23 protein-coding genes, 8 tRNA genes and 1 rRNA gene are annotated in these 21,171 nt (G+C 48.1%); 3 read left to right on the top strand and 29 right to left on the bottom strand.

Annotation, left to right across the window (positions count from 1 at the left end; genetic code table 11):
- Positions 1–23 precede the first annotated feature (23 nt).
- The gene (locus BUB85_RS10035) at positions 24–725 is read right to left on the bottom strand and encodes a response regulator transcription factor (RefSeq protein WP_073109501.1); all 702 of its coding nucleotides are present in this window, start codon (positions 723–725) and stop codon (positions 24–26) included.
- Positions 726–916: 191 nt separating this feature from the next.
- On the opposite strand from BUB85_RS10035, the gene BUB85_RS10040 reads away from it, so the two are divergent.
- Together BUB85_RS10040 and BUB85_RS10045 are read left to right on the top strand one after the other, a co-directional pair.
- The gene (locus tag BUB85_RS10040) at positions 917–1,453 is read left to right on the top strand and encodes a V4R domain-containing protein (RefSeq protein ID WP_073109504.1); all 537 of its coding nucleotides are present in this window, start codon (positions 917–919) and stop codon (positions 1,451–1,453) included.
- Positions 1,454–1,491: 38 nt separating this feature from the next.
- Positions 1,492–2,712 carry a sensor domain-containing diguanylate cyclase gene (locus BUB85_RS10045; protein ID WP_073109507.1) on the top strand — a complete coding sequence of 407 codons (1,221 nt, stop codon included), beginning with the start codon at positions 1,492–1,494 and terminating at the stop codon, positions 2,710–2,712.
- Between the two features lie 297 nt (positions 2,713–3,009).
- Here the strand turns inward: BUB85_RS10045 and BUB85_RS10050 are convergent, their stop codons facing one another.
- From BUB85_RS10050 to BUB85_RS10080, 8 genes are all read right to left on the bottom strand, one after another.
- Positions 3,010–3,939 (bottom strand): alpha/beta fold hydrolase, encoded by a 930-nt coding sequence (locus BUB85_RS10050; RefSeq protein ID WP_073109510.1) that lies wholly within the window; start codon positions 3,937–3,939, stop codon positions 3,010–3,012.
- Between the two features lie 10 nt (positions 3,940–3,949).
- The gene (locus BUB85_RS10055) at positions 3,950–5,320 is read right to left on the bottom strand and encodes a citrate/2-methylcitrate synthase (RefSeq protein WP_073109513.1); all 1,371 of its coding nucleotides are present in this window, start codon (positions 5,318–5,320) and stop codon (positions 3,950–3,952) included.
- A 306-nt stretch (positions 5,321–5,626) separates the two neighbouring features.
- Positions 5,627–6,427 (bottom strand): CvpA family protein, encoded by an 801-nt coding sequence (locus BUB85_RS10060; protein WP_073109516.1) that lies wholly within the window; start codon positions 6,425–6,427, stop codon positions 5,627–5,629.
- Positions 6,428–6,437: 10 nt separating this feature from the next.
- Positions 6,438–7,625, bottom strand: a complete 1,188-nt coding sequence (locus BUB85_RS10065; RefSeq protein ID WP_073109519.1) for a DUF5711 family protein — start codon at positions 7,623–7,625, stop codon at positions 6,438–6,440.
- A 48-nt stretch (positions 7,626–7,673) separates the two neighbouring features.
- Positions 7,674–7,814 carry a hypothetical protein gene (locus tag BUB85_RS21480; RefSeq protein ID WP_159434638.1) on the bottom strand — a complete coding sequence of 47 codons (141 nt, stop codon included), beginning with the start codon at positions 7,812–7,814 and terminating at the stop codon, positions 7,674–7,676.
- Between the two features lie 42 nt (positions 7,815–7,856).
- On the bottom strand, positions 7,857–9,092 hold the full coding sequence (locus tag BUB85_RS10070; protein ID WP_073109522.1) for a LysM peptidoglycan-binding domain-containing protein: 1,236 nt from the start codon (positions 9,090–9,092) through the stop codon (positions 7,857–7,859).
- Positions 9,093–9,217: 125 nt separating this feature from the next.
- Positions 9,218–9,679: an HD domain-containing protein gene (locus BUB85_RS10075; RefSeq protein ID WP_073109578.1), complete on the bottom strand. Its 462-nt coding sequence runs from the start codon at positions 9,677–9,679 to the stop codon at positions 9,218–9,220.
- Between the two features lie 67 nt (positions 9,680–9,746).
- Positions 9,747–10,703, bottom strand: a complete 957-nt coding sequence (locus BUB85_RS10080; RefSeq protein WP_073109524.1) for an NYN domain-containing protein — start codon at positions 10,701–10,703, stop codon at positions 9,747–9,749.
- Positions 10,704–10,923: 220 nt separating this feature from the next.
- Here BUB85_RS10080 and BUB85_RS10085 point away from each other — a divergent pair, with 220 nt between their 5' ends.
- Entirely contained in the window at positions 10,924–11,721 is a 798-nt protein-coding gene (locus tag BUB85_RS10085) for a transposase (protein WP_073109527.1), read from the top strand.
- 56 nt (positions 11,722–11,777) lie between these two features.
- Here BUB85_RS10085 and sdaAA read toward each other — a convergent pair whose 3' ends face one another.
- The 20 genes from sdaAA to BUB85_RS10185 form a co-directional block, all read right to left on the bottom strand.
- The gene (gene sdaAA / locus BUB85_RS10090) at positions 11,778–12,668 is read right to left on the bottom strand and encodes an L-serine ammonia-lyase, iron-sulfur-dependent, subunit alpha (protein WP_073109531.1); all 891 of its coding nucleotides are present in this window, start codon (positions 12,666–12,668) and stop codon (positions 11,778–11,780) included.
- A gap of 100 nt (positions 12,669–12,768) precedes the next feature.
- On the bottom strand, positions 12,769–13,431 hold the full coding sequence (sdaAB, locus tag BUB85_RS10095; RefSeq protein ID WP_073109534.1) for an L-serine ammonia-lyase, iron-sulfur-dependent subunit beta: 663 nt from the start codon (positions 13,429–13,431) through the stop codon (positions 12,769–12,771).
- Positions 13,432–13,447: 16 nt separating this feature from the next.
- Positions 13,448–14,683: a serine/threonine transporter SstT gene (gene sstT, locus BUB85_RS10100; RefSeq protein WP_073109537.1), complete on the bottom strand. Its 1,236-nt coding sequence runs from the start codon at positions 14,681–14,683 to the stop codon at positions 13,448–13,450.
- A 283-nt stretch (positions 14,684–14,966) separates the two neighbouring features.
- Positions 14,967–15,227: a 30S ribosomal protein S18 gene (rpsR, locus tag BUB85_RS10105; protein WP_073109540.1), complete on the bottom strand. Its 261-nt coding sequence runs from the start codon at positions 15,225–15,227 to the stop codon at positions 14,967–14,969.
- Positions 15,228–15,369: 142 nt separating this feature from the next.
- The gene (locus BUB85_RS10110) at positions 15,370–15,813 is read right to left on the bottom strand and encodes a single-stranded DNA-binding protein (RefSeq protein WP_073109543.1); all 444 of its coding nucleotides are present in this window, start codon (positions 15,811–15,813) and stop codon (positions 15,370–15,372) included.
- Positions 15,814–15,826: 13 nt separating this feature from the next.
- Entirely contained in the window at positions 15,827–16,114 is a 288-nt protein-coding gene (rpsF, locus tag BUB85_RS10115; RefSeq protein ID WP_073109547.1) for a 30S ribosomal protein S6, read from the bottom strand.
- Between the two features lie 251 nt (positions 16,115–16,365).
- Entirely contained in the window at positions 16,366–16,554 is a 189-nt protein-coding gene (locus BUB85_RS10120) for a DUF951 domain-containing protein (protein ID WP_073109552.1), read from the bottom strand.
- Between the two features lie 110 nt (positions 16,555–16,664).
- On the bottom strand, positions 16,665–17,453 hold the full coding sequence (gene srtB / locus BUB85_RS10125; RefSeq protein ID WP_073109555.1) for a class B sortase: 789 nt from the start codon (positions 17,451–17,453) through the stop codon (positions 16,665–16,667).
- 2 nt (positions 17,454–17,455) lie between these two features.
- Positions 17,456–18,091 carry a lactate utilization protein gene (locus tag BUB85_RS10130; RefSeq protein WP_073109558.1) on the bottom strand — a complete coding sequence of 212 codons (636 nt, stop codon included), beginning with the start codon at positions 18,089–18,091 and terminating at the stop codon, positions 17,456–17,458.
- A gap of 121 nt (positions 18,092–18,212) precedes the next feature.
- Positions 18,213–18,560 carry an Hpt domain-containing protein gene (locus BUB85_RS10135; RefSeq protein WP_073109581.1) on the bottom strand — a complete coding sequence of 116 codons (348 nt, stop codon included), beginning with the start codon at positions 18,558–18,560 and terminating at the stop codon, positions 18,213–18,215.
- A 94-nt stretch (positions 18,561–18,654) separates the two neighbouring features.
- Entirely contained in the window at positions 18,655–19,527 is an 873-nt protein-coding gene (locus tag BUB85_RS10140; RefSeq protein WP_073109561.1) for an aldo/keto reductase, read from the bottom strand.
- 211 nt (positions 19,528–19,738) lie between these two features.
- Positions 19,739–19,809 (bottom strand) — tRNA-Cys (locus BUB85_RS10145).
- A 183-nt stretch (positions 19,810–19,992) separates the two neighbouring features.
- A tRNA-Lys gene (locus BUB85_RS10150) sits at positions 19,993–20,065 on the bottom strand.
- A gap of 35 nt (positions 20,066–20,100) precedes the next feature.
- Positions 20,101–20,173 (bottom strand) — tRNA-Phe (locus BUB85_RS10155).
- A 66-nt stretch (positions 20,174–20,239) separates the two neighbouring features.
- Positions 20,240–20,313: transfer RNA gene (locus tag BUB85_RS10160), tRNA-Met, on the bottom strand.
- A gap of 33 nt (positions 20,314–20,346) precedes the next feature.
- Positions 20,347–20,419, bottom strand: a tRNA-Thr gene (locus BUB85_RS10165).
- Between the two features lie 62 nt (positions 20,420–20,481).
- A tRNA-Tyr gene (locus BUB85_RS10170) sits at positions 20,482–20,563 on the bottom strand.
- A gap of 108 nt (positions 20,564–20,671) precedes the next feature.
- Positions 20,672–20,744 (bottom strand) — tRNA-Val (locus BUB85_RS10175).
- Between the two features lie 20 nt (positions 20,745–20,764).
- Positions 20,765–20,838, bottom strand: a tRNA-Asp gene (locus BUB85_RS10180).
- A gap of 90 nt (positions 20,839–20,928) precedes the next feature.
- Positions 20,929–21,171, bottom strand: a 23S ribosomal RNA gene (locus BUB85_RS10185); the annotation flags it as partial.

Consider the following 21,171-nt stretch of genomic DNA (forward strand, 5'->3'; position numbering starts at 1 on the left):
CTTCCCTTTCCGATCTTCTGCCGTCACCTTCCGGCTTTCTCGATCTTATATCCGACTCCCCACACCACCTTCAGATAGCGCGGATCCTTAGGGTTGATTTCGATTTTCTCCCGTATGTGGCGAATGTGTACAGCCACCGTATTGTCTGCTCCGATGGCCTCCTCGTTCCAGATTGCCTCATAAATCTGCTCTATTGAAAATACTCTCCCCTGATTTTTAACAAGCAGCAGTAAAATGTTATACTCGATGGGCGTCAGCTTTACCCTGTCCCCATCCATAGTCACCTCTTTGAGCATGTCATCAATGGTGAGTCCTCCCACCGTGTAGACCTCCGCCTTTGTACTGTCCACATTGGACCCAAGCTGGGTGTAACGGCGCAGCTGGGATTTCACCCGCGCAACCAGCTCCAGCGGATTGAACGGCTTTGTCACATAATCGTCCGCCCCTACGTTCAGTCCCAAAATCTTGTCCGCATCCTCCGACTTTGCTGAGAGGATAATGATCGGAATCGCATTTTCCTCCCGAATCTTCAGTGTTGCACGGATCCCATCCAGTTTTGGCATCATGATATCCATGACCAGCAGATGGATCTCCTCTTTTTTTAATACCTCCAGCGCCTCTATGCCGTCGTAGGCCTTGTACACGCCGTAACCCTCCTGGGTCAGATATATCTCAATTGCTTCTACAATTTCTTTGTCATCGTCACATACTAATATGTTGTACATCTTCTCATCACCTCCTCTACAGTATACAGGATATCTCATATTTTTTAAGACTCAATCTTGTATTTTCTTATAATTTTCTTAAGAATGTAAATAATGTATAAATAATAACAGCCGGATGGCCCCTAACGTTTTGACCCCAACGCCGGATTATGTTAGAATAACCTCAATACAACTTGATTGGGGATGTTAAAATGTTTGACTATACAAAAAAAGAGTCGATCACATATAAATTCTCCTGGGATCAACTGGGCGATATTGCCATCGGCCGGGAGAATCTCGGGGCCCAGATGCCGGTCACCGTATACCGGCTGCTGGAATACTGTATCAAAGAGGTTCTGGAGGAAGACTACGGAAAAGAACAGATGCACCGCATTTTCCAGAAGGCCGGAATAATTGCCGGACGTGAGCTCGCTCATAACCTGCTGGATCTGTCTGTGGACATCCATACATTTTTCGGACAGCTTCAGGACGTTCTGAAGAATATGCAGGTCGGGATTCTGCGCGTGGAAAAAATTGACGAGAGCACCGGCACGATTTACGTGACCGTTGCCGAAGACCTGGACTGCTCCGGCCTTCCGGTCACCGGGGAGACGGTCTGTTTCTATGACGAAGGCCTGATCAAGGGGGTTCTGGATACCTACACCAACTGCTCCTACACGGTCGAGGAGATCGACTGTTGGTCGACCGGTGCCCGGGTTTGTCGTTTTCGCGCCAATAAAGAAGCGTAATTTGCAACATAATCAGTGTTATTTATGAGGGAAACATTATGAACGAAAAGGAAAAGTTGCTTATTTTCATTGACTATATCACCCACGAATATGGCGGCGAACAGGTCGATACAGACGATTTTCACGATGAATACCGTGAGATTGCGATCGCTCTGAACCATTTGAGCGCAGCGCTGCACGAGGCCATGAGCTTTGCCGCCGCTATCGCAGCCGGAGATCTCGACGTCGAAGCTCCGTCCAGAGAAAATCTGCTGTGCGGCCCTTTTCGTGCACTCAGGTCCAGTCTTTCCCATCTGACGTGGCAAAGCCAGCGGGTTGCCGCCGGTGACTACAGCCAGCAGGTAGATTTTATGGGAGAATTTTCTGATGCATTCAACAACATGATCCGGCAGCTTGAACTGCGGGAGCAGCAGCTTGTGGAAGTCACCAGGCAGGAAACCCTGCGCGCACAGGAGATGAAGGACAACAATGAACTCCTGATGTACATCACCGATCGGATCGAGGACTGGATCATCGTGATCGACAGCATTTCCCACGATGCACTTTTCCTGAACAGTGCCGCACAGCATGGTATTCGTGATTATGAACTGGATCTGGACCGCACCTGCCAGACGCTGTACAGCGACCGGCGCACCCCGCACACCAAATCCTGGGATATCTCGCTGACCGGCAAGTCGCGTTATGATTTTTCTGTCAGCAAATTTCAGATGCAGTGGAAGGGAACCTCTTCTTATTTATATATTCTGCAGGACATCACCCAGCAGAATGAGAAAATCCGTGAGATGGAGCTGCTCGCTTATCGCGATCCGGCTACAAAGCTGTACAACCGGCGTTACTGTCTGCAGCTTCTCGATTCTATGCTGCAGTGCCGGGTTCCGTTTACCCTGTGCTTTATCGATCTGAATAACCTGAAGATGATCAACGACGTGTACGGGCATACCGCCGGAGACGAGTACATTCTTCTGGTCGCCAACACGCTGACGAATATGCTCCGGCGCGACGACGTCATCTGCCGTTTTGGCGGCGATGAGATGATTGCCATTCTCCATTACTGTGATGCCGGATTGGCCCGCAAACACATGCAGCGTATTCAGGACGCACTGTTCACCACCGGGAGCGAACATTCCCGCAATTATTCGATTAGCTACGGAATCATCGAAAATAAGAATACCTTCTCTTCTTCCCGGGCACTGCTCGATGAAGCCGACAGGCGGATGTATGCGTTCAAGCAGAACTTTAAGCAGGAACACTCATTGTAACACCCCGATGGAGCTCTGACAGGATTTCGAGAATTTACCGAGTATCATTTGATGTATCGATCAGACAAGGGAAAAGTCGCGCGTATGTGCGCATTCCCCTATAGATTTGTTTAAAAGAACCCCTGCAGAATGTCTGCGGGGGTTTTGTTTTTATGTATTGGATTGAGAGTAAAGCGCGGCATCCTGAGTTTCCCCAGAATGCCTTTACTTTATGAGGGGGGATAGTTGTTTACCAACTATCTAAAACTTAGTATACTTCGAAAATGTGTTCAAAGTATGTTCAAAATATGAAAGATTTTAAAACTTCTTACTTTCCAGCCATTGATACAGATCCTCATACACGGACGCCCGATCCGTCTCATTCAGCAATTCATGGCGGTCTCCGGGATATAGCTTGATGCTGACATCCTGCATTCCGTGCGCAATATATTTTTTATATAATTTTGTAACGCCGGCGCCAAAGCCTCCGACCGGATCATCCTCTCCCGACACAAAAAAGACAGGAAGTGTCCGCGGAACCATCGCAAAGCTTTCTTTTTTCTTCGTTTTGAGCATTCCGTTGAACATGTGATAATACGCGTTGACTGTGAACCCGAAGGAACAGAGCGGGTCATTGACATACTTCTCCCGCAGCTCCCGGTCGCTGGTCACCCAGTCTGCTCGGGTCTCGGCCGGCTTGAACTTTTTGTTGTAAGTGCCGAATGCCATCTTGTTGACCAGTCTGCTCTGATAATGCCATCCTCTGAAAATAGAATCGATTCTGCACAGACTTTTTCCCGTACGCAGTGCAAGCTTCGGCATCTCACGCGGGGTTCCCATGATGATCACACCGGCCAGTCCCTTTCCGTACATCTGAATGTACTGGCGCAGCAGCGCTGATCCCATACTGTGTCCCAATATAAAATAGGGTACCGAAGGATACTTTTTAGCCGTCCGCTGCCGCAGTGTATGAATATCTCCAATCACACAGGCATTGCCGTACTTCGCCGCGAAGAATCCGTACTCCGACTTACTCTGCACGGACTTTCCGTGACCAAGATGATCATTTCCCACTACATAGTAGCCGTGTGCGCACAAAAATGAGGCAAAACCGTCGTACCGGTCAATGTACTCTACCATACCGTGACATATCTGCAGTACCGCCTTCACTTCCCCTTCCGGTTTCCATTCAATTGTATGAATCTCGGTATTCCCATCCTTCGACGGGTAGTAAAATTCATCTTTCATATTGTGCCCTCTATCTGTCGTCTAATTTTACATATTCGCGATGCTCTGCCAAAGGCTTATAAGCCGGACGAATGATCTTATCTACATTCTTGAGCTCCTCTAAGCGGTGCGCACTCCAGCCCACGATTCGAGCCGTAGCAAATATCGGTGTATACAGCTCCGGCGGAAGCCCCAGCATGCCGTACACAAGACCGCTGTAGAAATCTACGTTGGCATTAACACCTTTATATATCTTACGTTTTTCTCCGATCACTTCCGGTGCCATGTGCTCAACCATCTCGTAGAGCGCATACTCCCTCTCACAGCCCTTCTCCGTTGCAAGCTGTTTTACGAACTTTTTAAAGATCTCCGCTCTCGGGTCGGAAACAGAATAGATTGCATGGCCCATTCCATAGATCAGACCTTTTTTGTCAAATGCTTTCCGGTCCAGCAGATCCATCAGATACTGATGTACCGCATCCTTATCCGTCCAGTCAGACAGCTGTGATTTCATATCCTCAAACATCTGCGTCACCTTTACATTGGCTCCGCCGTGCTTTGGTCCCTTCAGAGATGCCATCGCCGCCGCGATCGTCGAGTACGTATCCGTACCGGACGAGGTGACTACGTGGGTGGTAAATGTAGAGTTGTTACCGCCGCCGTGATCCATGTGAAGCACCAGCGCCATGTCGAGAATCTTCGCCTCCAGCTTCGTGTACTTGCGGTCCTCGCGCAGCATCATCAGAATATTTTCCGCGGTGGACAGCTCCGGTGACGGTGCGTAGATGAACAAATCCTCTCCCATGCGGTAATTGTATGCAAGATACCCGTAGATCATCAGCATCGGAAACTGTGCGATCAGATTCAGACTCTGTCTCAGCACGTTCGGAATGCTGGTGTCGTCTGCCTTGTCATCATACGTGTATAAATTCAAGATAGACCGGGACAGACTGTTCATCATGTCCCTGCTCGGCGCCTTCATAATAATGTCGCGCACGAACGTCGGCGGCAGCGTCCTCCGCTCAACCAGTGTCTCGTGGAACTCCTGCAGCTCCTGATCGTTCGGCAGTTCCCCGAACAAAAGCAGATAGGCCGTCTCCTCAAACCCGTAGTGATCAGCTTCCAGAAATCCATTCACAATGTCCTTAATGTTATATCCTCTGTAATAAAGATTACCGGGGCACGGAACTTCTTCGCCGTTCACGATCTTCTTTGCACATACATCCGATATATTCGTAAGCCCCGCCAGAACGCCCTTACCGTTTAAGTCACGGAGTCCTCTCTTCACCTCATATTGTGTGTAAAGCTCTTTGTCAATCGCATTATTTTTCTCGCATAAAGAAGCCAGTTTATTGATCTTGGGAGTGTTCGTAAATAATATTGTCTCAGTTGAATCCTTCATAGCAGTTCTCCTTCCCTTTTTCGCCGTCCGCATAATTCAAAGTGGATATTCCTCTCTCCACTGGCACCATCGGTATAAAATCCTCGCGTGGCTCAATCATGCAGCAGTTCATACTGGTTTTATGATATCTACTCTATTATACTTTAAAACCGGGGTTTGTACAATTAACTAAGTATAAAAACTTTGTGAACTCCCTTCAGGGACAGGTTAAAACGGCAATTGGGGACGTAGCAAAGTGTCACTTTGCTACGTCCCCAATTGCCGTTTTAACCTGTCCCCAATCGTCCATTCCGCGAAAAGCGCGGTCTACATCAGCGCATCCAGAATCGGATTATTGCTATACAAAAAGCTCAGAAACGCATTGGCGTCAATCATTTTAAAGCACGTCGTTCCGATTGGCGTCGTGTAGATCGGCGTCAAAATCAGAAAGAAGATCCACACAATCACCAGTGCCGTCACACCACCTGCAAGCGCACCTGTGATTCTCGTCGCAAATCCCAGCACCGGAAGATCTGATACAATATCCACCGCCACGATCAGCGCGCGCACGATCACTGTGACCAGGATAAATGTAATCAGAAATGCCAGAATGTTAATAATAACATCAGATATAAAGGTCGCAATGTACCCCGGAAAATCCGACACTCCCAGCTTGCTGTATGACTCTGAATTGTTGTTCTCAAGCAGCGCACTCTTTAAAAAGTCCGGCACCTCCGACGCCTCAATTGCCTTGATCTGCTGGTCTTTCGGGATTGCTCCCAGGAGCCCCGCCACATCATCAATGTCGATATCGAGATTATTCAAATCCAGGCCGGCCAGCTCATCTGTGTTATAGTCCGCCAGTGCCGTCCCGCTCAGATCACTTCCCAGCAACGTCTCCGTCGTGATAGACGGTGTAAATAATTTGACACACTGGGTCTCTACCATCGCATCGATCGGTGTCCACTTGTGCATCATCTTCGCCGCGTAAGGGGAAATGAACATCACCAGCACAATGGTTGCAATCGTCGCCACGAGTGAAACGCCCATGCGTAGAATCCCCTTCACATAACCGACAATAATACATATTAAGAATAAGATTCCTACTCCAATTGCCATCCAGTTCATGGTTTCTCCTTTATTTCGCCAATCGTATCACTTTCACTTCATTGGCATTTATCACTAAGTATTTATTAATTCCAAACACCGGAATCAGCTCCGATGCATCAGCGCCAAGATCGCCCTTGAATCGCCGTATTCCGCCGATGGTATAGATGCATGCCTTCGAACCCTCGTACATGATCACCTGTCTCCCGGATATCTTAATGTGCGCATACTCCCCGGTGAAATCAACTGACATCACCCTGCGCCCGTTTTTGTTGTATGCACAGAGTTCGTATCCGGCGGTATCTGCATTCCGGAGAATAAAGCCGATATACTTGTCCGAATGAAACGCACTGACGACCTCCTTCTTCAACTTAATCGTATCTGAGGCCTCCGGTGTCTGTTTCCCCCTGTATATCACAAAGGAATCGTCTCCCACCGCAACGGAAGTATCTGCATCCATAAAAAACAGATCCGCCATCACCACACCATTGTATTCATCAAGTGTCACCTGATTGTCCGTCTTATCCTGTCCCACCGTTCCAAAATTGTAATACCCGACTTTGGAAATGAGAATACCGGTCTGTGTGTTCAGGTAGGATACCGACAGCAGATTCGCGTCCGAGGACATCGAGACAGCCACCGGATAACCGGTCTTGTTCACATCAATCTGATGTTCCACCAGCACATTGCCAACTGCGTCGTATGTAATAATCTTCGGTGAACTTTCGTTCTTTAGAATTGCACTCACAATTCCCTGGTCCGACACGGACAATTTTTCAATCGGAAGTGTAGTCTCAATCTCCCCTTTCAGACCGTCCTTCGTGAACACAAGAATCGATGTTCCGCCCACATCCCCGATCGCAAACGCCTCTTCATTGACATCTATGACCGGATTCTGTATCTGACAAGGCTGGTTCCATAATTCTTCATTCTTCCTGTTCAGAAAAACCACGCCATCTCTGCTGTAGCGGACAACCCCCGTCGCAAACTGCGCATAACTGTTGTTGTCGGCGCCCTGATTGCTGTATGTCTTCACGACACTTACGCTTGTGTACTTCTGGTAAATAAGCGCTATACCTGCAATTCCCAGAAACAGAAGCAGTATACCCAGAATCACCCCATACTTCTTATACTTTTTTTGACGGTAGTGCTTCGCTTTCTCCTCAATTTCTTCTACTGATCCCGGCACGTACAGTTTAATATTATCATTACCTGCCATTTTATCCCCTTTTTCATATGTTTCTACTATATTATCTGCCGAACTGTATTATCTGCTAAATGTAGATGCATCCGGCTCGTGAGCCCTGATGTTCGCCACCGATCTGCTGTATACCCCAGATTTCTGCGGCGCCCGGCTCATTTCTGACAGTATATCATAATGTGGTGCCGAGGTCAAAACATCCTGCATCTATTAAGTTCATCCACTAATTTCATCTATTAATTTCATCTATTAAGGCAGCAGCAGCTTCTGTCCAACGTAAATCAAATTGCCGTTGGTCAGCCCGTTCATCCTGCAGATGGCATCCACATGGGACACATCCCCGTAGGATTTCTGGCTGATGATGGCCAGCGTATCGCCGCTCTCCACCACGTATACCCCAGTTCCCGATACGGTACCGTCCGAGTTTGCCGTACTTCCTGCAGTATCCGCGGTATTTCCGCCGTCCGTGCCCGCCGCGCTCTGGGCCTGCTGAGCCGTACTGTCCGCCGCGATACCGCCCATCGTCTCCTGCGCATCCACCTCTGCGGCATCTGCCGCGCCGCTCTCTGGATTCACGGTCTCGGATTCTTTGTTGGTCATATCCGCCCCCGCCTGAACTGCGTCTGCATTTTCCAGGGCCTTGTCCGCATCTGTCTGCGTTTTGTCGGCCTGTCCTTCATCTATTTTCTTACTCTCCGTCTGATCTGAACCTGCGGACACCGAGGACGTGATACTCTCCAGCGAGTGCTGCACGGTCTTCATCTTATCAAAATTGTTAATGGTCGTAATCCCCATGATCACCACGATCAGCACAAGAATCGCGCTTGCCGCATACATGGCACGCGATCCCCTTTTCTGCCCCTGACGCTCTCCCCTGGTTCTGACTAAGCTTCTAAAATCCTTCGCAGCTCGGTCCTCAACAGTTTCACTGGGCGTAACGCCATTCTTTTTACGGGCGGAAATCATATAATTCTGCATACAGGGATTTTTCTCATAATAGACATAATGCCCGCCGATCTCCATCAGATCATTATATTTATTGACGTAAAGTGCCTCTTCGCGCTCCGCCGGCTCCTCCAGGATCAGGACACTGTTCTTCTTCGGAAATGCTTTCCGATGCATTTTCTCAATCTCCGGATTCATGGTAACGGGACCGCCGGGCACGGTAATGTACCACCCCAGCATCTCACCATCCTCAAAATACTGCTTGCAGTCCTCGTACGCGTTCTTCCAGGTCTCCTCATCAATCTCAAAGGATGTTTCTGCCCGCTTCACCGCGTGCATACGGATGGCTCCGTAGATAAAGATATAATCCAGTCCGCCCTCCGACTGCTGTTCCCCGATCAGGAACGCGCCCTGCGGGTTCTGGCCCGTCTTCTCACATAACTGGTTCAGGAATGTGTCCACATAATCTTCAATGTATATCTTCGGACTGTCACTGACATTTCCGATCTGTCGTACGTTTTTAGGAAGTTGTCTTTCCATATACTCTCACCTCATTTATATTTTTGGCAAGTGTACCATGGAAAAACTGCTAATTTTATCAACCATTGTCAGGCCTGTCCATAAACCGTTCGACCTTTGGCGACGTGTGTGGACAAGCTCTCCTGCTATCTGCGCCGGCTCGTCTCAAAAGCCCCACAATATTTGTCAACAAATGTGGTAACCCATCCTTCTTTGGTACGCGGAATACTCAGCACCGTGACCGGCCACATGTGGTTTTTGATCACGTCTTTCTCTATTCTGTTCAGTTTAAAAAACTTTGCTGCATTTTTCAGCGCCGCTTTCGGATGTGTCAGCCCATGAAAATGGTCTCCGGTTTTCGCCGTGTGTGTATGCCAGTCGTACAAGAAAAGATCGTGGAGCATTCCGCCTCTGGCTGCGGATACCGCGTCCAGATTGAACTTTCTGCAGACCTGGTAATTATAATATGCCACATTCAGGCAGTGATCGTAGCAGGAGCTATTGCCGTGATGCGGATAGAGCTTCATGCGCAGAACCACCGGATGCTCCGCGATATCGCGGATGGACTCGTAGAACGCCTCATCCCATGCGCTGTTGACATTCTCCATCTCGGCTTCTATTCTCTGTTGAAATCCAAAACTCATATATTTACACCTTCTTTGTTACTTTCCGGCTCTACGCTTTATAGCGCGCTCTCTTTCGCTTGTTGCCGTCCTCGTATACCTCTACGCCCTTGATTCCCTGCACAAATTTTGAGAATTGGGAGTATCCGAAATCCTTCGGTCTGAAATCGGTGTACTTCTCATGAACTTCATTGCTCAGCTCATTGATTCCGATATCCTTTTTCCGCTTCAGCTCCTTGCCGATAAAGTCCACGATGCACTCCCGGGAAATCTTGCTCTCCTTCAGTTCAACCATAATCGTGCTGTCCTGCTTGCGAACGTCGAATGCGGACATCTCCTCCAAAAACTTTGACAGCAGACTGTAGCCATAATTTCGCACATCAAAATCAGGATATTTATTGACCAGGCGGCTCCCGATCTCGCCGAGCCCTGTCTCACGTCCGTTGTTTTCATTTTCTGTGATAATGCTCTCAATTGTGCTCTCGATTGCTTTCTTATTGATATTCTGTGAGGTCTTCTTCTCCGTACTGTCCACTTCGTCCGGCGCAGAGAGCTTCTCCTCCACCGGCTCCTCGCTGTCAACCAGATTCTCCAGAACCGTGAACACCGAACACGCCTTCTTGAATGCCGGCGGGGTCTTCTCCTCGCCCATGCCGATCACCATCATCCCCGACTCCCTCAGCCGGCTGGCCAGCCTCGTAAAATCGCCATCGCTGGATACGATACAGAAACCGTCTACATTTTTTGTATACAGAATGTCCATCGCATCAATGATCAGCGCCGAGTCCGTCGCATTTTTTCCCGTTGTGTTACTGAACTGCTGCATCGGGGTAATCGAATTTTCCAACAGAGCAATCCGCCACTTGTTGGCGTGCGGACTTGTCCAGTCACCATAACCTCTCTTGTATGTCGAGATTCCGTACTTTGTCATCTCGTCGAGAATCGCGGATACATATTTTCCGGAGATATTATCTGTATCAATTAATACTGCAAATTTTTTGTCTTCCATGTTACTTCCTTCCATTGTCCATTCGGGACAGGTTAATGTGCAATTGGGGACGTAGCAAAGTTGCAACTTTGCTACGTCCCCAATTGCACTTTTGACCTGTCCCTGTTTTTTTATTTTTCTACTGGTTTTATTTTAACACATGTGTTAGCATTAAATATATCTTTTTCACATTTCTTTTTATCTATTATCTAATATTATCATATCTTTAAGGAGGAAATCTATGCCAAGAACACCGAGAAAAACCAGCAGTACCGACATGTATCATGTAATCATCCGCGGAATCGACAAGAATTTTATTTTCCAGACTCTTCCATCCAAATGGGAAATGCTTCATCTCCTGCATTTGTATATGGAGTCCAATCCGGTCGAAATCTATGCATACTGCATTATGGATAACCACATGCATCTTCTGATCCGTGCCCCTTTAAAGGAACTCTCCTGCTACATGCAGAAGGTGACCGGCGGGTTTGCCCGCTATTATAATTACAAGGGCAATCACACGGGCTATGTATTTCAGGGACGTTTTAAGAGTGAATGTATCGAGACCGAGAGCTATTTCTGGAGCTGCTTTCGCTATATTCATATGAATCCCGTCAAGGCCGGGCTTATCCCATCTGATTCTTTTCCGGATTATCTCTTCAGCAGCGCAGCTGAATACATGAAAAATTCCCTTTCTTCCTCACATCTGCTCCATTCCAAAGCCATGCACATGCTCCACAGCCGCTTTGATTCCAGACAATCTTTTTTACGTTTTCACCAAAAAAAGGATCTGAATATTTTTGAGGATACTTCTGAGGAAATCGAAGCGCAGCAATTGGCGTGTATCACACAACTACTTTGCACCTTTCTCTCTGATAAGGGGCTGTGCTCTAATCCATCCGTGGCAGCCGCACCGATGCTCCATTCTGCTTCATTGCGCAGAGAATTTCTGCAGCTCTTGACCGAAAAACTGCAGTTGTCGGGCCGAAAAGCTTCTCAGTTATTAAAACTTGTCGAAACCTCAAAAGGGACAGAGTAAAATAGCAATTGGGGACGTAGCAAAGTTGCAACTTTGCTACGTCCCCAATTGCCATTTTACTCTGTCCCTTTTTGAGACTCCCCGAACACATCTTTCCGAATCTGCACGCCGGTCGGCGTCGCTGCCAGACCGCCCTGTCCGGTTTCCCGGAGTGCACAGGGCAGGGAATCCCCCACCTGCTGCATGGCATCAATCACTTCATCCACCGGAATCACGCTCTCGATTCCCGCCAGTGCCATCTCCGCCGCCGTAAATGCGATCGCCACTCCGCCTGCATTCCGTTTGACGCACGGAACCTCCACCAGCCCGGCTACCGGATCACACACCAGTCCCAGCTGATTTTTGATTGCCATGGCACAGGCATTGGCCGCCATCCGCGGACTTCCCCCAGCCATCTCGACCAGCGCCGCTGCCGCCATGGCTGCCGCGCTGCCGCACTCTGCCTGGCATCCGCCTTCCGCCCCTGCGAGAGAAGCATTCTTTGCAATGACCAGACCGATCGCTCCCGCAGTGAACAGCCCCATAACCGCCGCCTCCTCCGGAAGCTTTTTCTCCTCCATCATGGCAATCACCGTCCCCGGCAGGATTCCACAACTCCCCGCAGTGGGACTGGCCACGATCTTGCCCATGGTCGCATTGTACTCCGCCACCGAAATAGCATTGGAGAGGGCATGGTTAAAGAAATGTCCCATCAGTCCCTCTGTCCCAGCGTACTGACTCATGCGGATCCCGTCACCGCCCGTAATCCCGCTGATGGACCGGCTTCCTTCCACCTGACCGCTCCGGATAGCATCCTGCATCACGTGGAGTCTCTGGAGCATCTCACGATACACTTCCTCCTCCGTACATTCGATCTGCGCGGCCTGCTCCCGAAGTGTCAGCTCTGCAATTGTAAGTTTTTCGTTCTCTGCGGTCTCCCTCAGATCTTTTATCGATTCAAATTCCATGTTTTTTCCTCTCTGTAAATCCGCCGGAGCAGGTCCACCAAATGTGTGAGTCTCCCCAGCTTCCCGAAGATTCCGACGAAAATGCCGACGAGGCTAACAACTAAGACAATGCCTTGACCAGAACCACATTGATCACATTCGGCAGACTCCGCAGACTCTCCACCTCTCCTGAGTGCATCGACTCATCGATCTCGATAGTCATCAGTGCATCCCGGCCCTTCACTGGACGGCTGGACCGGAAATCGCCAATGTTCATCCCCATCGCAGCTACCTTCTCCGTCACCTGTGCAATGGTTCCCTTCACATCCTTGTGAAGCACCAGCAGGGTATTGGACTCCGCATTGAACTCCACCGTCATCCCGTTGACCGAGCGGATCTCAATGTTTCCCCCGCCGACCGACGCGCCCTGCAGGCTGCACTCCTTCCCCGACGCTCCCCAGAGATGGATGATTGCCGTGTTCGGATGTGCCCCCTTCATCTGCGTGGTGTAAAAACGATATTCCAGTCCGCTGGATTCGGCAATTTCTCTGGCGGCACAGATTCGCTTATCATCTGTCCGCATATTCATAATCCCCGCCAGCAGCGCTTTGTCCGTTCCATGGCCTTTATAAGTCTCCGCAAAGCTCCCGCACAAGCCAATCTCGGCTTTGACCGGCACATCATCCAGCAGCTTATACGCAACTCTGCCAATTCTGGCTGCTCCCGCGGTATGCGAGCTGGACGGTCCAATCATCACCGGACCAATAATGTTAAATATATTCATCGTCTGATCGCTCCCCTTATTTTTTGTGGTTGATCACAATCTCCCTGCCTTCTTTTTTCCATAATCTGAACTCCGCGGTCGCCGTAAACAGCGCATCTGTTGAAGAGTTCAGCGCCGTCTCACAGGAATCCTGGATAAAGCTGATGATAAATCCAACCGCAACCACCTGTGTTGCAATGTCATTGTTGATGCCAAACAGACTGCATGCCAGCGGAATCAGCATCAGACTTCCACCTGCCACACCCGATGTCCCGGCCGCCGAAACTGCTGCCAGAACGCACAGTACGATCGCCATCGGAAAGTCCACCGCGATCCCCAGCGCATGTGTAGTAGAGAGCGTCATGGTCGTGATCACGACTGCTGCCCCCGCCATGTTGATCGTCGCTCCCAGCGGAATGGATACAGAATAATTATCCTCATTCAGACCGAGCGACTCGCAGAGCTCTAAATTTACCGGAATGTTCGCCGCAGAACTACGCGTGAAAAATGCGGTCAGCGCACTCTCCTTCAGACATTTGAATACCAGCGGATACGGGTTTTGTCTGAGGCAAATGAATACCACCAACGGGTTAAATATCAACGCCACCACCAGCATACTGCCAACCAGAAGTGCGATCAGGCTGCCGTAGGTCGCAAACACGCTCATTCCATTTTCAGAAACGGTCGTAAACACCAGGCCCATGATACCAAACGGGGCACAGGAAATCACGCCTCGCACTGCCATGGACACCGCCGCCGACAGACTGTCAAGCACGCTCTTCGTCTCTGCCGACCCCTGCTTCAGGGCGATTCCGAATATACACGCCCACACCAGAATCCCGATGTAGTTCGCATTGCCCAGCGCATGCACCGGATTGTCCACCGCGTTGAGCAGAAGTGTCTTCAGCACTTCCACTACTCCGCTCGGCGCCGCACTCGTATCTACCTCGCCCGATGTCAGCACGATGCTGACCGGAAAAATAAAGTTAGCGACCACCGCGATCAGCGCGGACCCCAATGTCCCCAGCGCATAAAGAACCAGGACATTTTTCATGTTGCCTCCCGACCCTTTCTTCGCCTGCGCCAGCGAATTAATTACAAGAACAAATACAAGAATCGGTGCAACAGCCTTCAATGCACCCACGAACAAATCACCAAGTATCCCGATCGCAACTACCTTTGGAATCAGCAGCCCCAGGATTGCACCAATGATCATTCCCCCCAGTATCCTTTTGATCAATGATACTTCATTCCATTTTTTAATTACATTCATCTCTCTTTTCTCCTCTTCAGTATCTATGTATGAGTGACAATTCTTCCGTATATAAATTGTCTAAATGTAGTATACACCACTTCTTATCCCAGTGGTGTCACATACAACCTTTCATTTGCAATAATTGCAGAATTTCCTCCACACCGCCGCGCGGCGCACAGTATTTTTCACTCTCCGGTCATGTTCGGAGCCCGCATTCACAGGAGATGCGTCCATGGCGCACCTCCCCTAAAAAAAAGAACCGCCGTTACTCGCGTAATGACGGTTCTAAATACTTTTTCAATTAGTCCTGAACGTATGGCATCAGAGCGATGTGACGTGCTCTCTTGATTGCTACTGTAAGAGCTCTCTGGTGCTTTGCACAGTTTCCTGTGATTCTTCTAGGAAGAATTTTTCCTCTTTCAGAGATGTATTTTCTTAATTTTACTACATCTTTGTAATCGATTTCATTATTTTCTTTACCACAGAATACGCATACTTTCTTTCTTCTGCGCGCTGGGCCTCTTCTCTTAAATCCTGAATCAGATCTTTTTTCGTAAGCCATTATTTTTTACCTCCATTATTATTTGATGGAAGTTCGACAATTCATACGGTGGTTCTCCAAAACTAAACTCAAAAAAATCTCGTCAAGTTCCAAAGAACAGTCCTCGCACTAAGTTCTAAAAATCTTACTAAGTGCTCTGGATTTAGTTAAACGGAAGTTCTTCGTCAATTCCATCCGGAATGTTCATGAATCCGTCTCCTGCATCTGCGCTTGGTGCCGGGCTCGGAGCACTTGTCTGGAAGCTTGAACGGTTTGCATCGCTCGCCGCTTTGCTCTCAGCAAATTCCTGCTCTTCTACAACAACTTCTGTTGTGTACACCTTGATACCATCTTTGTTTGTGTAGCTGCCTGTCTGGATACGGCCACAGATTGTGACACGCATTCCCTGACGGAAATACTTTTCAGTAAACTCTGCGCTCTTTCCGAATACAACACAGTTGATAAAATCAGCGGTTGCTTCGCCATCACGCTTGAATCTACGGTCTACAGCTAATGTATATCTTGCGATTGCTAATGCATTCTCACCTTGTGAATATCTTACTTCCGGGTCTCTTGTTAATCTACCCATCAATACTACTTTATTCATATGATCCTCTTTTCTATGCTTCCTGTCTCACGCATAAATATCTGAGAACATTGTCCATAATGCGGATACGTTGTTCAACTTCCGCCGGAACAGTAGAATCAGATTCGAAGTGGATGAAATAGTAGAATCCTTCTTTCATCTTCTGAATTTCGTAAGCTAATCTCTTCTTACCCCATTCATCAACGTCAGTCACGTTGCCACCGAAACGGGTAACTAATTCTTTTACCTTTTCGATAACTTCTGCTCTAGCGTCGTCTTCGATTTTTGCGTTGACAACAACTGCTAATTCGTATTTGTTCATGTCTTGGCACCTCCTTATGGTCTCTGGCCCCCGATCATGTCGGGAACAAGGAAAATTAATGATTGCTGAAAATATTCAGCGAATACATCACGAGTAATCATAATATCATGTTTTCCCGCGAATTACAAGCATTTTCCCGGAAAATTTTTAATGAAAGAATTAGGGACAGGGCAGAGGGCAATTGGGGACGTAGCAAAGTGACACTTTGCTACGTCCCCAATTGCCCTCTGCCCTGTCCCTAATTCCTCCGCTCAATCTTTCTTCCGGATTTCCTTCGTATTCTTCTCCACCAGTTTCCTCGATACCATAATCTGGTGCCCACATCCCATACACTTGAGACGGAAGTCTGCGCCGACGCGCAAAATCTCCCACTCCGAACTTCCGCAGGGATGCTTCTTCTTCATCTTGATCACATCACCAACATTAAACCTGTCTGTCATATTTCACCTCTGCGTTTCGACACTTTTTTATTTCTTTTCCGACTGTCCACAGCCTCTCAGTTCCTCACTGCTCCGCAGTTTCTCTATTGACTGCTGTTTCACATCTGCTCTTACTTTTTCACATCCCGCGTCTCAATCAGCACCCCATGCATCAGAAAACGGTCACTCTGGACAACATTCGTGCAAGTTGACAGGCTGACGATCTGAGACGATTTATCCACATTCACATCCACCTGATAAATAGACTGACTCTTAATCAGATCAATGTGTGCCTGATATTCCGCGTCATCTTTGTACGACATAATATATTGCTCCGACACCTGGTTCACCACCGCAGCCGCAAACACCTGATATGTCCGCACCTTTCCGTCGGGCGTGTAAATGTAAAAATACGGGTGCGCATTACAGAACGCCTCATCCTTATACGTCTCGGGCAGCTGTGAAAACATCTCACCACCCCAGTTCAGATTATGCCCGTAAATCAATGTGTCCTTGTCGCTGAAGTCGCTGTGATTTCCATAATTCATGAAAATCGCTCCCAGCAGGTTGTCATTTGCCTGAAATGTTCTGCTAAGATATTCATTGTTATCCGCCCCCTGCACAACCGGATAGCTGATCACAGACGGTTCATCAAATCGGATCCATGCAACCGTATCCGGATTAATTGCCAGCAGCTCGTCGAAATTAACCTGAAATGCGTCCGGTTCTCCCGCCTCACCATCTCCAGTATCCTTTGCCAGGTCCTTTACCTTGTCGTATTCCTTGCTTCCTGAATAATACGGAAACATCATAGTAATGATCTTAAACAATGAAAACGCAAAAACCAGAAGTGCAATGACCAGAATCACGTTCAAAACGATATTTGATTTTTTCTTCTCTTTTTTTTCTCTTCGCGCCATACCTAAAACCCTAATGCTTCCCCAACCAAAATCACTTTAATTCTGCCTTTTTGCCGTGAAAATCTAGTTGTCAGAATCTGGCAGCAAATGCAGTCCCCACTCTTGCAGTCAGCGCAGCACCCCGTCGTTTTACATGGTGTATTGACTTCAAATCGCTGTGCATTGACCGGTGCTGCAAGATTTCTTGCCCGTGACAGCGCATCATCCTCATCCTTCACCACTTTGTTGATTCCCACAACGAGCAGCAGATGCTTTGGTCCGTATGCGTAGGCCGATACTCTGTTTGCGTTTCCATCAATGTTGACCAGAACACCGTCCTCAGTGATTGCATTGGTACTTCCCAGATAGTAATCACAGTCATATGCCTGCAGCATCCGGCTCCGCCTCTCTTCATCATTCGGCGCCGTCTCCCGGTCGATCACCTCGAAGTTTCCCTCGTACACTGTCTTCAGAAGTCCGATTTCCTCCACCGAATACGTTCCGCCCCAACTAATCTGACTTCCCTCCGGGATCAGCTTCAGGGCCTCCTGCAGTGCATCCTCCTTCGTCTCAGCATAATAACCTTCCATGTTACGGGATTCCAGCCCTCTGATGACCCGCTCTGCCAGCATGCGGTTTCTAACCTGTCTCACGTCCATAAGTTATTCCTTTCTTTTATGACTTCCTGTCACGACTCTCTGTTATGGCATCCTGTTCTGCACTTTCTTTGTTCTGTGCACTATAAGCTCTATTCCTATACTATTCGCTCCACACTCTGCACTATCTGCCAATCAGTTTGTTCAGCCGCTCACGCTCTTCCTCTATCCTGGCATATTCCGCATCAATATTGGAATAATCCTCCGCTCTCAACGGCTCCACGAGCTCGCAGACCGCCTCAAACAACGGTGTCAGTCCAAGATTTCCGGCAACACCTTTCAGCGCATGTGCATGTTCAAACGCCTCCTTGTACTGCTTCTCACCAACCGCCTTTTCCAGTCCTGCAAATCCCGGATCATCTGCAAACTGCTCCAGACACATCTCATACAATTCTTCATCATCCATAAACCGCTCCATGGCTCCTGTCACATCTGCCCCGTACGCCTTACACTTATCCAACAATTCACTCATAGTGCCCTTCCTTTCTCTTTTACTCCATGCTCTTTTTCTGTTCCCTGCCTTTACATCCGTTTTCTCTTTACTCATCTATTTTTCGTTCTGTTCCTCACTGCACCTTCTTATCCGGAATCTTAAAGTCTGGATGTTCACCCAGCCAGCCAGTCTGAGGCATCGTCTCCAGTCTGTACATGTCTTCTCGCGTGATCTCGAACGAGAAAATGTCCTGGTTCTGTCTCATTCTCTCTGGATTCCCTGACTTCGGCAGCGGAATGATTCCCCTCTGCAGCAGAAATCTCAAACAGATCTGTGCCGGCGACACCTCGTATTTCCCTGCAAGTTCCATTATAAAAGGATTCTGCATCAATTCACTTCTTCCGCCGCGTCCCAACGGACTCCACGCCTGTGGCTGTATGTCATGTTCTTTCAAATAAGCAAGCGCCGTCTCCTGCGCATACCCCGGATGCAGCTCCAATTGGTCGACCAGCGGCTTCACAGTGCAGTGCTCCAGAATATTGTCAATGTGGTGTGGAAGGAAATTGCTCAGTCCGATTCCTCTCACCTTCTTCTCCTTGTACAAATCCTCCAAAGCCTTCCAGGTCTCCACATCCAGTTTCTTCCAGTCTGCGTATTCTGCACTCGGTCGTGGCCAGTGAATCAGATATAGGTCAAGATAACCCAGCTGCAAACGTTTCAGAGACCTCTCATATGCTGCCTTAGCCCCCTCATATCCCATCTCATCCGTCCATAACTTCGACACAATGAAGAACTCCTCCCGTGGAATCCCGCTTTCCTTGATGGCCTTTCCCAGATCTTCCTCCGTCCCATACAACGAAGCCGTATCGAAGTACCGGTATCCGGCTTCAATCGCGCATTTTGTGACCTCCACACTGTCTGTATCCATGGCTTTATATGTTCCAAATCCAACACAAGGGATCTGCATTCCGTTATTTAATGTATAGCAATCATAAATTGAATCCATACGACACCTCATTTCAGTTTTCTATATTATAAACCATTCTTCTGTAATTTCCAACCTAAGTGTTGAATTTGGATAATTGTTTGATGAAGTAACGCAGTGACCATTTTCGTCTTGCACACAGTGCACATCTCGGAAGTCTTTACATAGTAAAAAGTAAAAGAATTTCCTGTTATATAAAAAAAGCACTCAGAAGATTCTGAGTACTTTCACAAGGCGTCAGGCAGATTTGAACTGCCGATCAGGGTGTTGCAGACCCATGCCTTACCACTTGGCTATGACGCCATTCAATATCGCTAAATCGCTACGCAACAATAGCATTATATCAAATTTTCCAAACCTCGTCAAGTCAAAATTTCCTTTTTTATTGTTTTTCCTGTCCTTTTTTTATCCTTTTTTCTACCTGGATTTTCGACCTGTTATAGCAAAAAAGAAAACCCATACAATAATGAATTTTCTTTTTTTCAGTGAAGCATCGGGGATTCGAACCCCGGACAACTTGATTAAAAGTCAAGTGCTCTACCACCTGAGCTAATGCTCCATAATATGCAGTTAAATAATAAATGAAATAGAAAATGCCCAGAGCCGGAATCGAACCAGCGACACGAGGATTTTCAGTCCTCTGCTCTACCAACTGAGCTATCTGGGCATAAGCGTCTTAAATGCTCGTGTACACTCAAATGCTTCACATACACTACTAACTGTAACACGCAAATTGCGGGAGTAGGATTTGAACCTACGACCTTCGGGTTATGAGCCCGACGAGCTTCCAGACTGCTCCATCCCGCGTTATATTATTATTCTTATCTTCTTGGAAGATAAAGCCGTTGATCGGACTCGAACCGATGACCTGCTGATTACAAATCAGCTGCTCTACCAACTGAGCCACAACGGCAAGTTGTTGTGTTTAGCCGTTTAGGCCGGTAGATGATGAATAAAGATTGTTCAACATCTAAGTGGATGGAGAAGGATTCGAACCTTCGAAGGCGTTGCCAACAGATTTACAGTCTGCCCCCTTTGGCCACTCGGGAACCCATCCAGATTATTTTTTGCATTCATTCAAAAGAATCATATGCAGCTGATAAATCAGCACTATACTTTACACTTCATTCTGAATACGCAATGTACTAAGAATGTTTTGTGTAAATGGGACCTACAGGGCTCGAACCTGTGACCCCCTGCTTGTAAGGCAGGTGCTCTCCCAGCTGAGCTAAGATCCCACAGTAATATTTAAAAGAAGCGACCCGGAAGAGACTCGAACTCTCGACCTCCGCCGTGACAGGGCGGCGCTCTAACCAACTGAGCCACCGGGCCATCTTGTAAATACAGAAGATATGTAATATACCTTCAAAACTTCACACAAAGAGTTAAATACTATTCAATCCATCCTATTACCTATTCCGTTTGGTTATGCCCTCGACCTATTAGTAACAGTCAGCTCCATACATTACTGCACTTCCACCTCTGTCCTATCTACCTTGTCGTCTTCAAGGGGTCTTACTAACTTGACGTTATGGGATATCTCATCTTGAGGGGGGCTTCACGCTTAGATGCCTTCAGCGTTTATCCCTTCCCGGCTTGGCTACTCTGCTATGCTCTTGGTAGAACAACAGATACACCAGCGGCCAGTCCAACCCGGTCCTCTCG

It is taken from the genome of Hespellia stercorisuis DSM 15480 (genome assembly GCF_900142165.1).
GTDB classification, from domain to species: Bacteria; Bacillota; Clostridia; order Lachnospirales; family Lachnospiraceae; genus Hespellia; species Hespellia stercorisuis.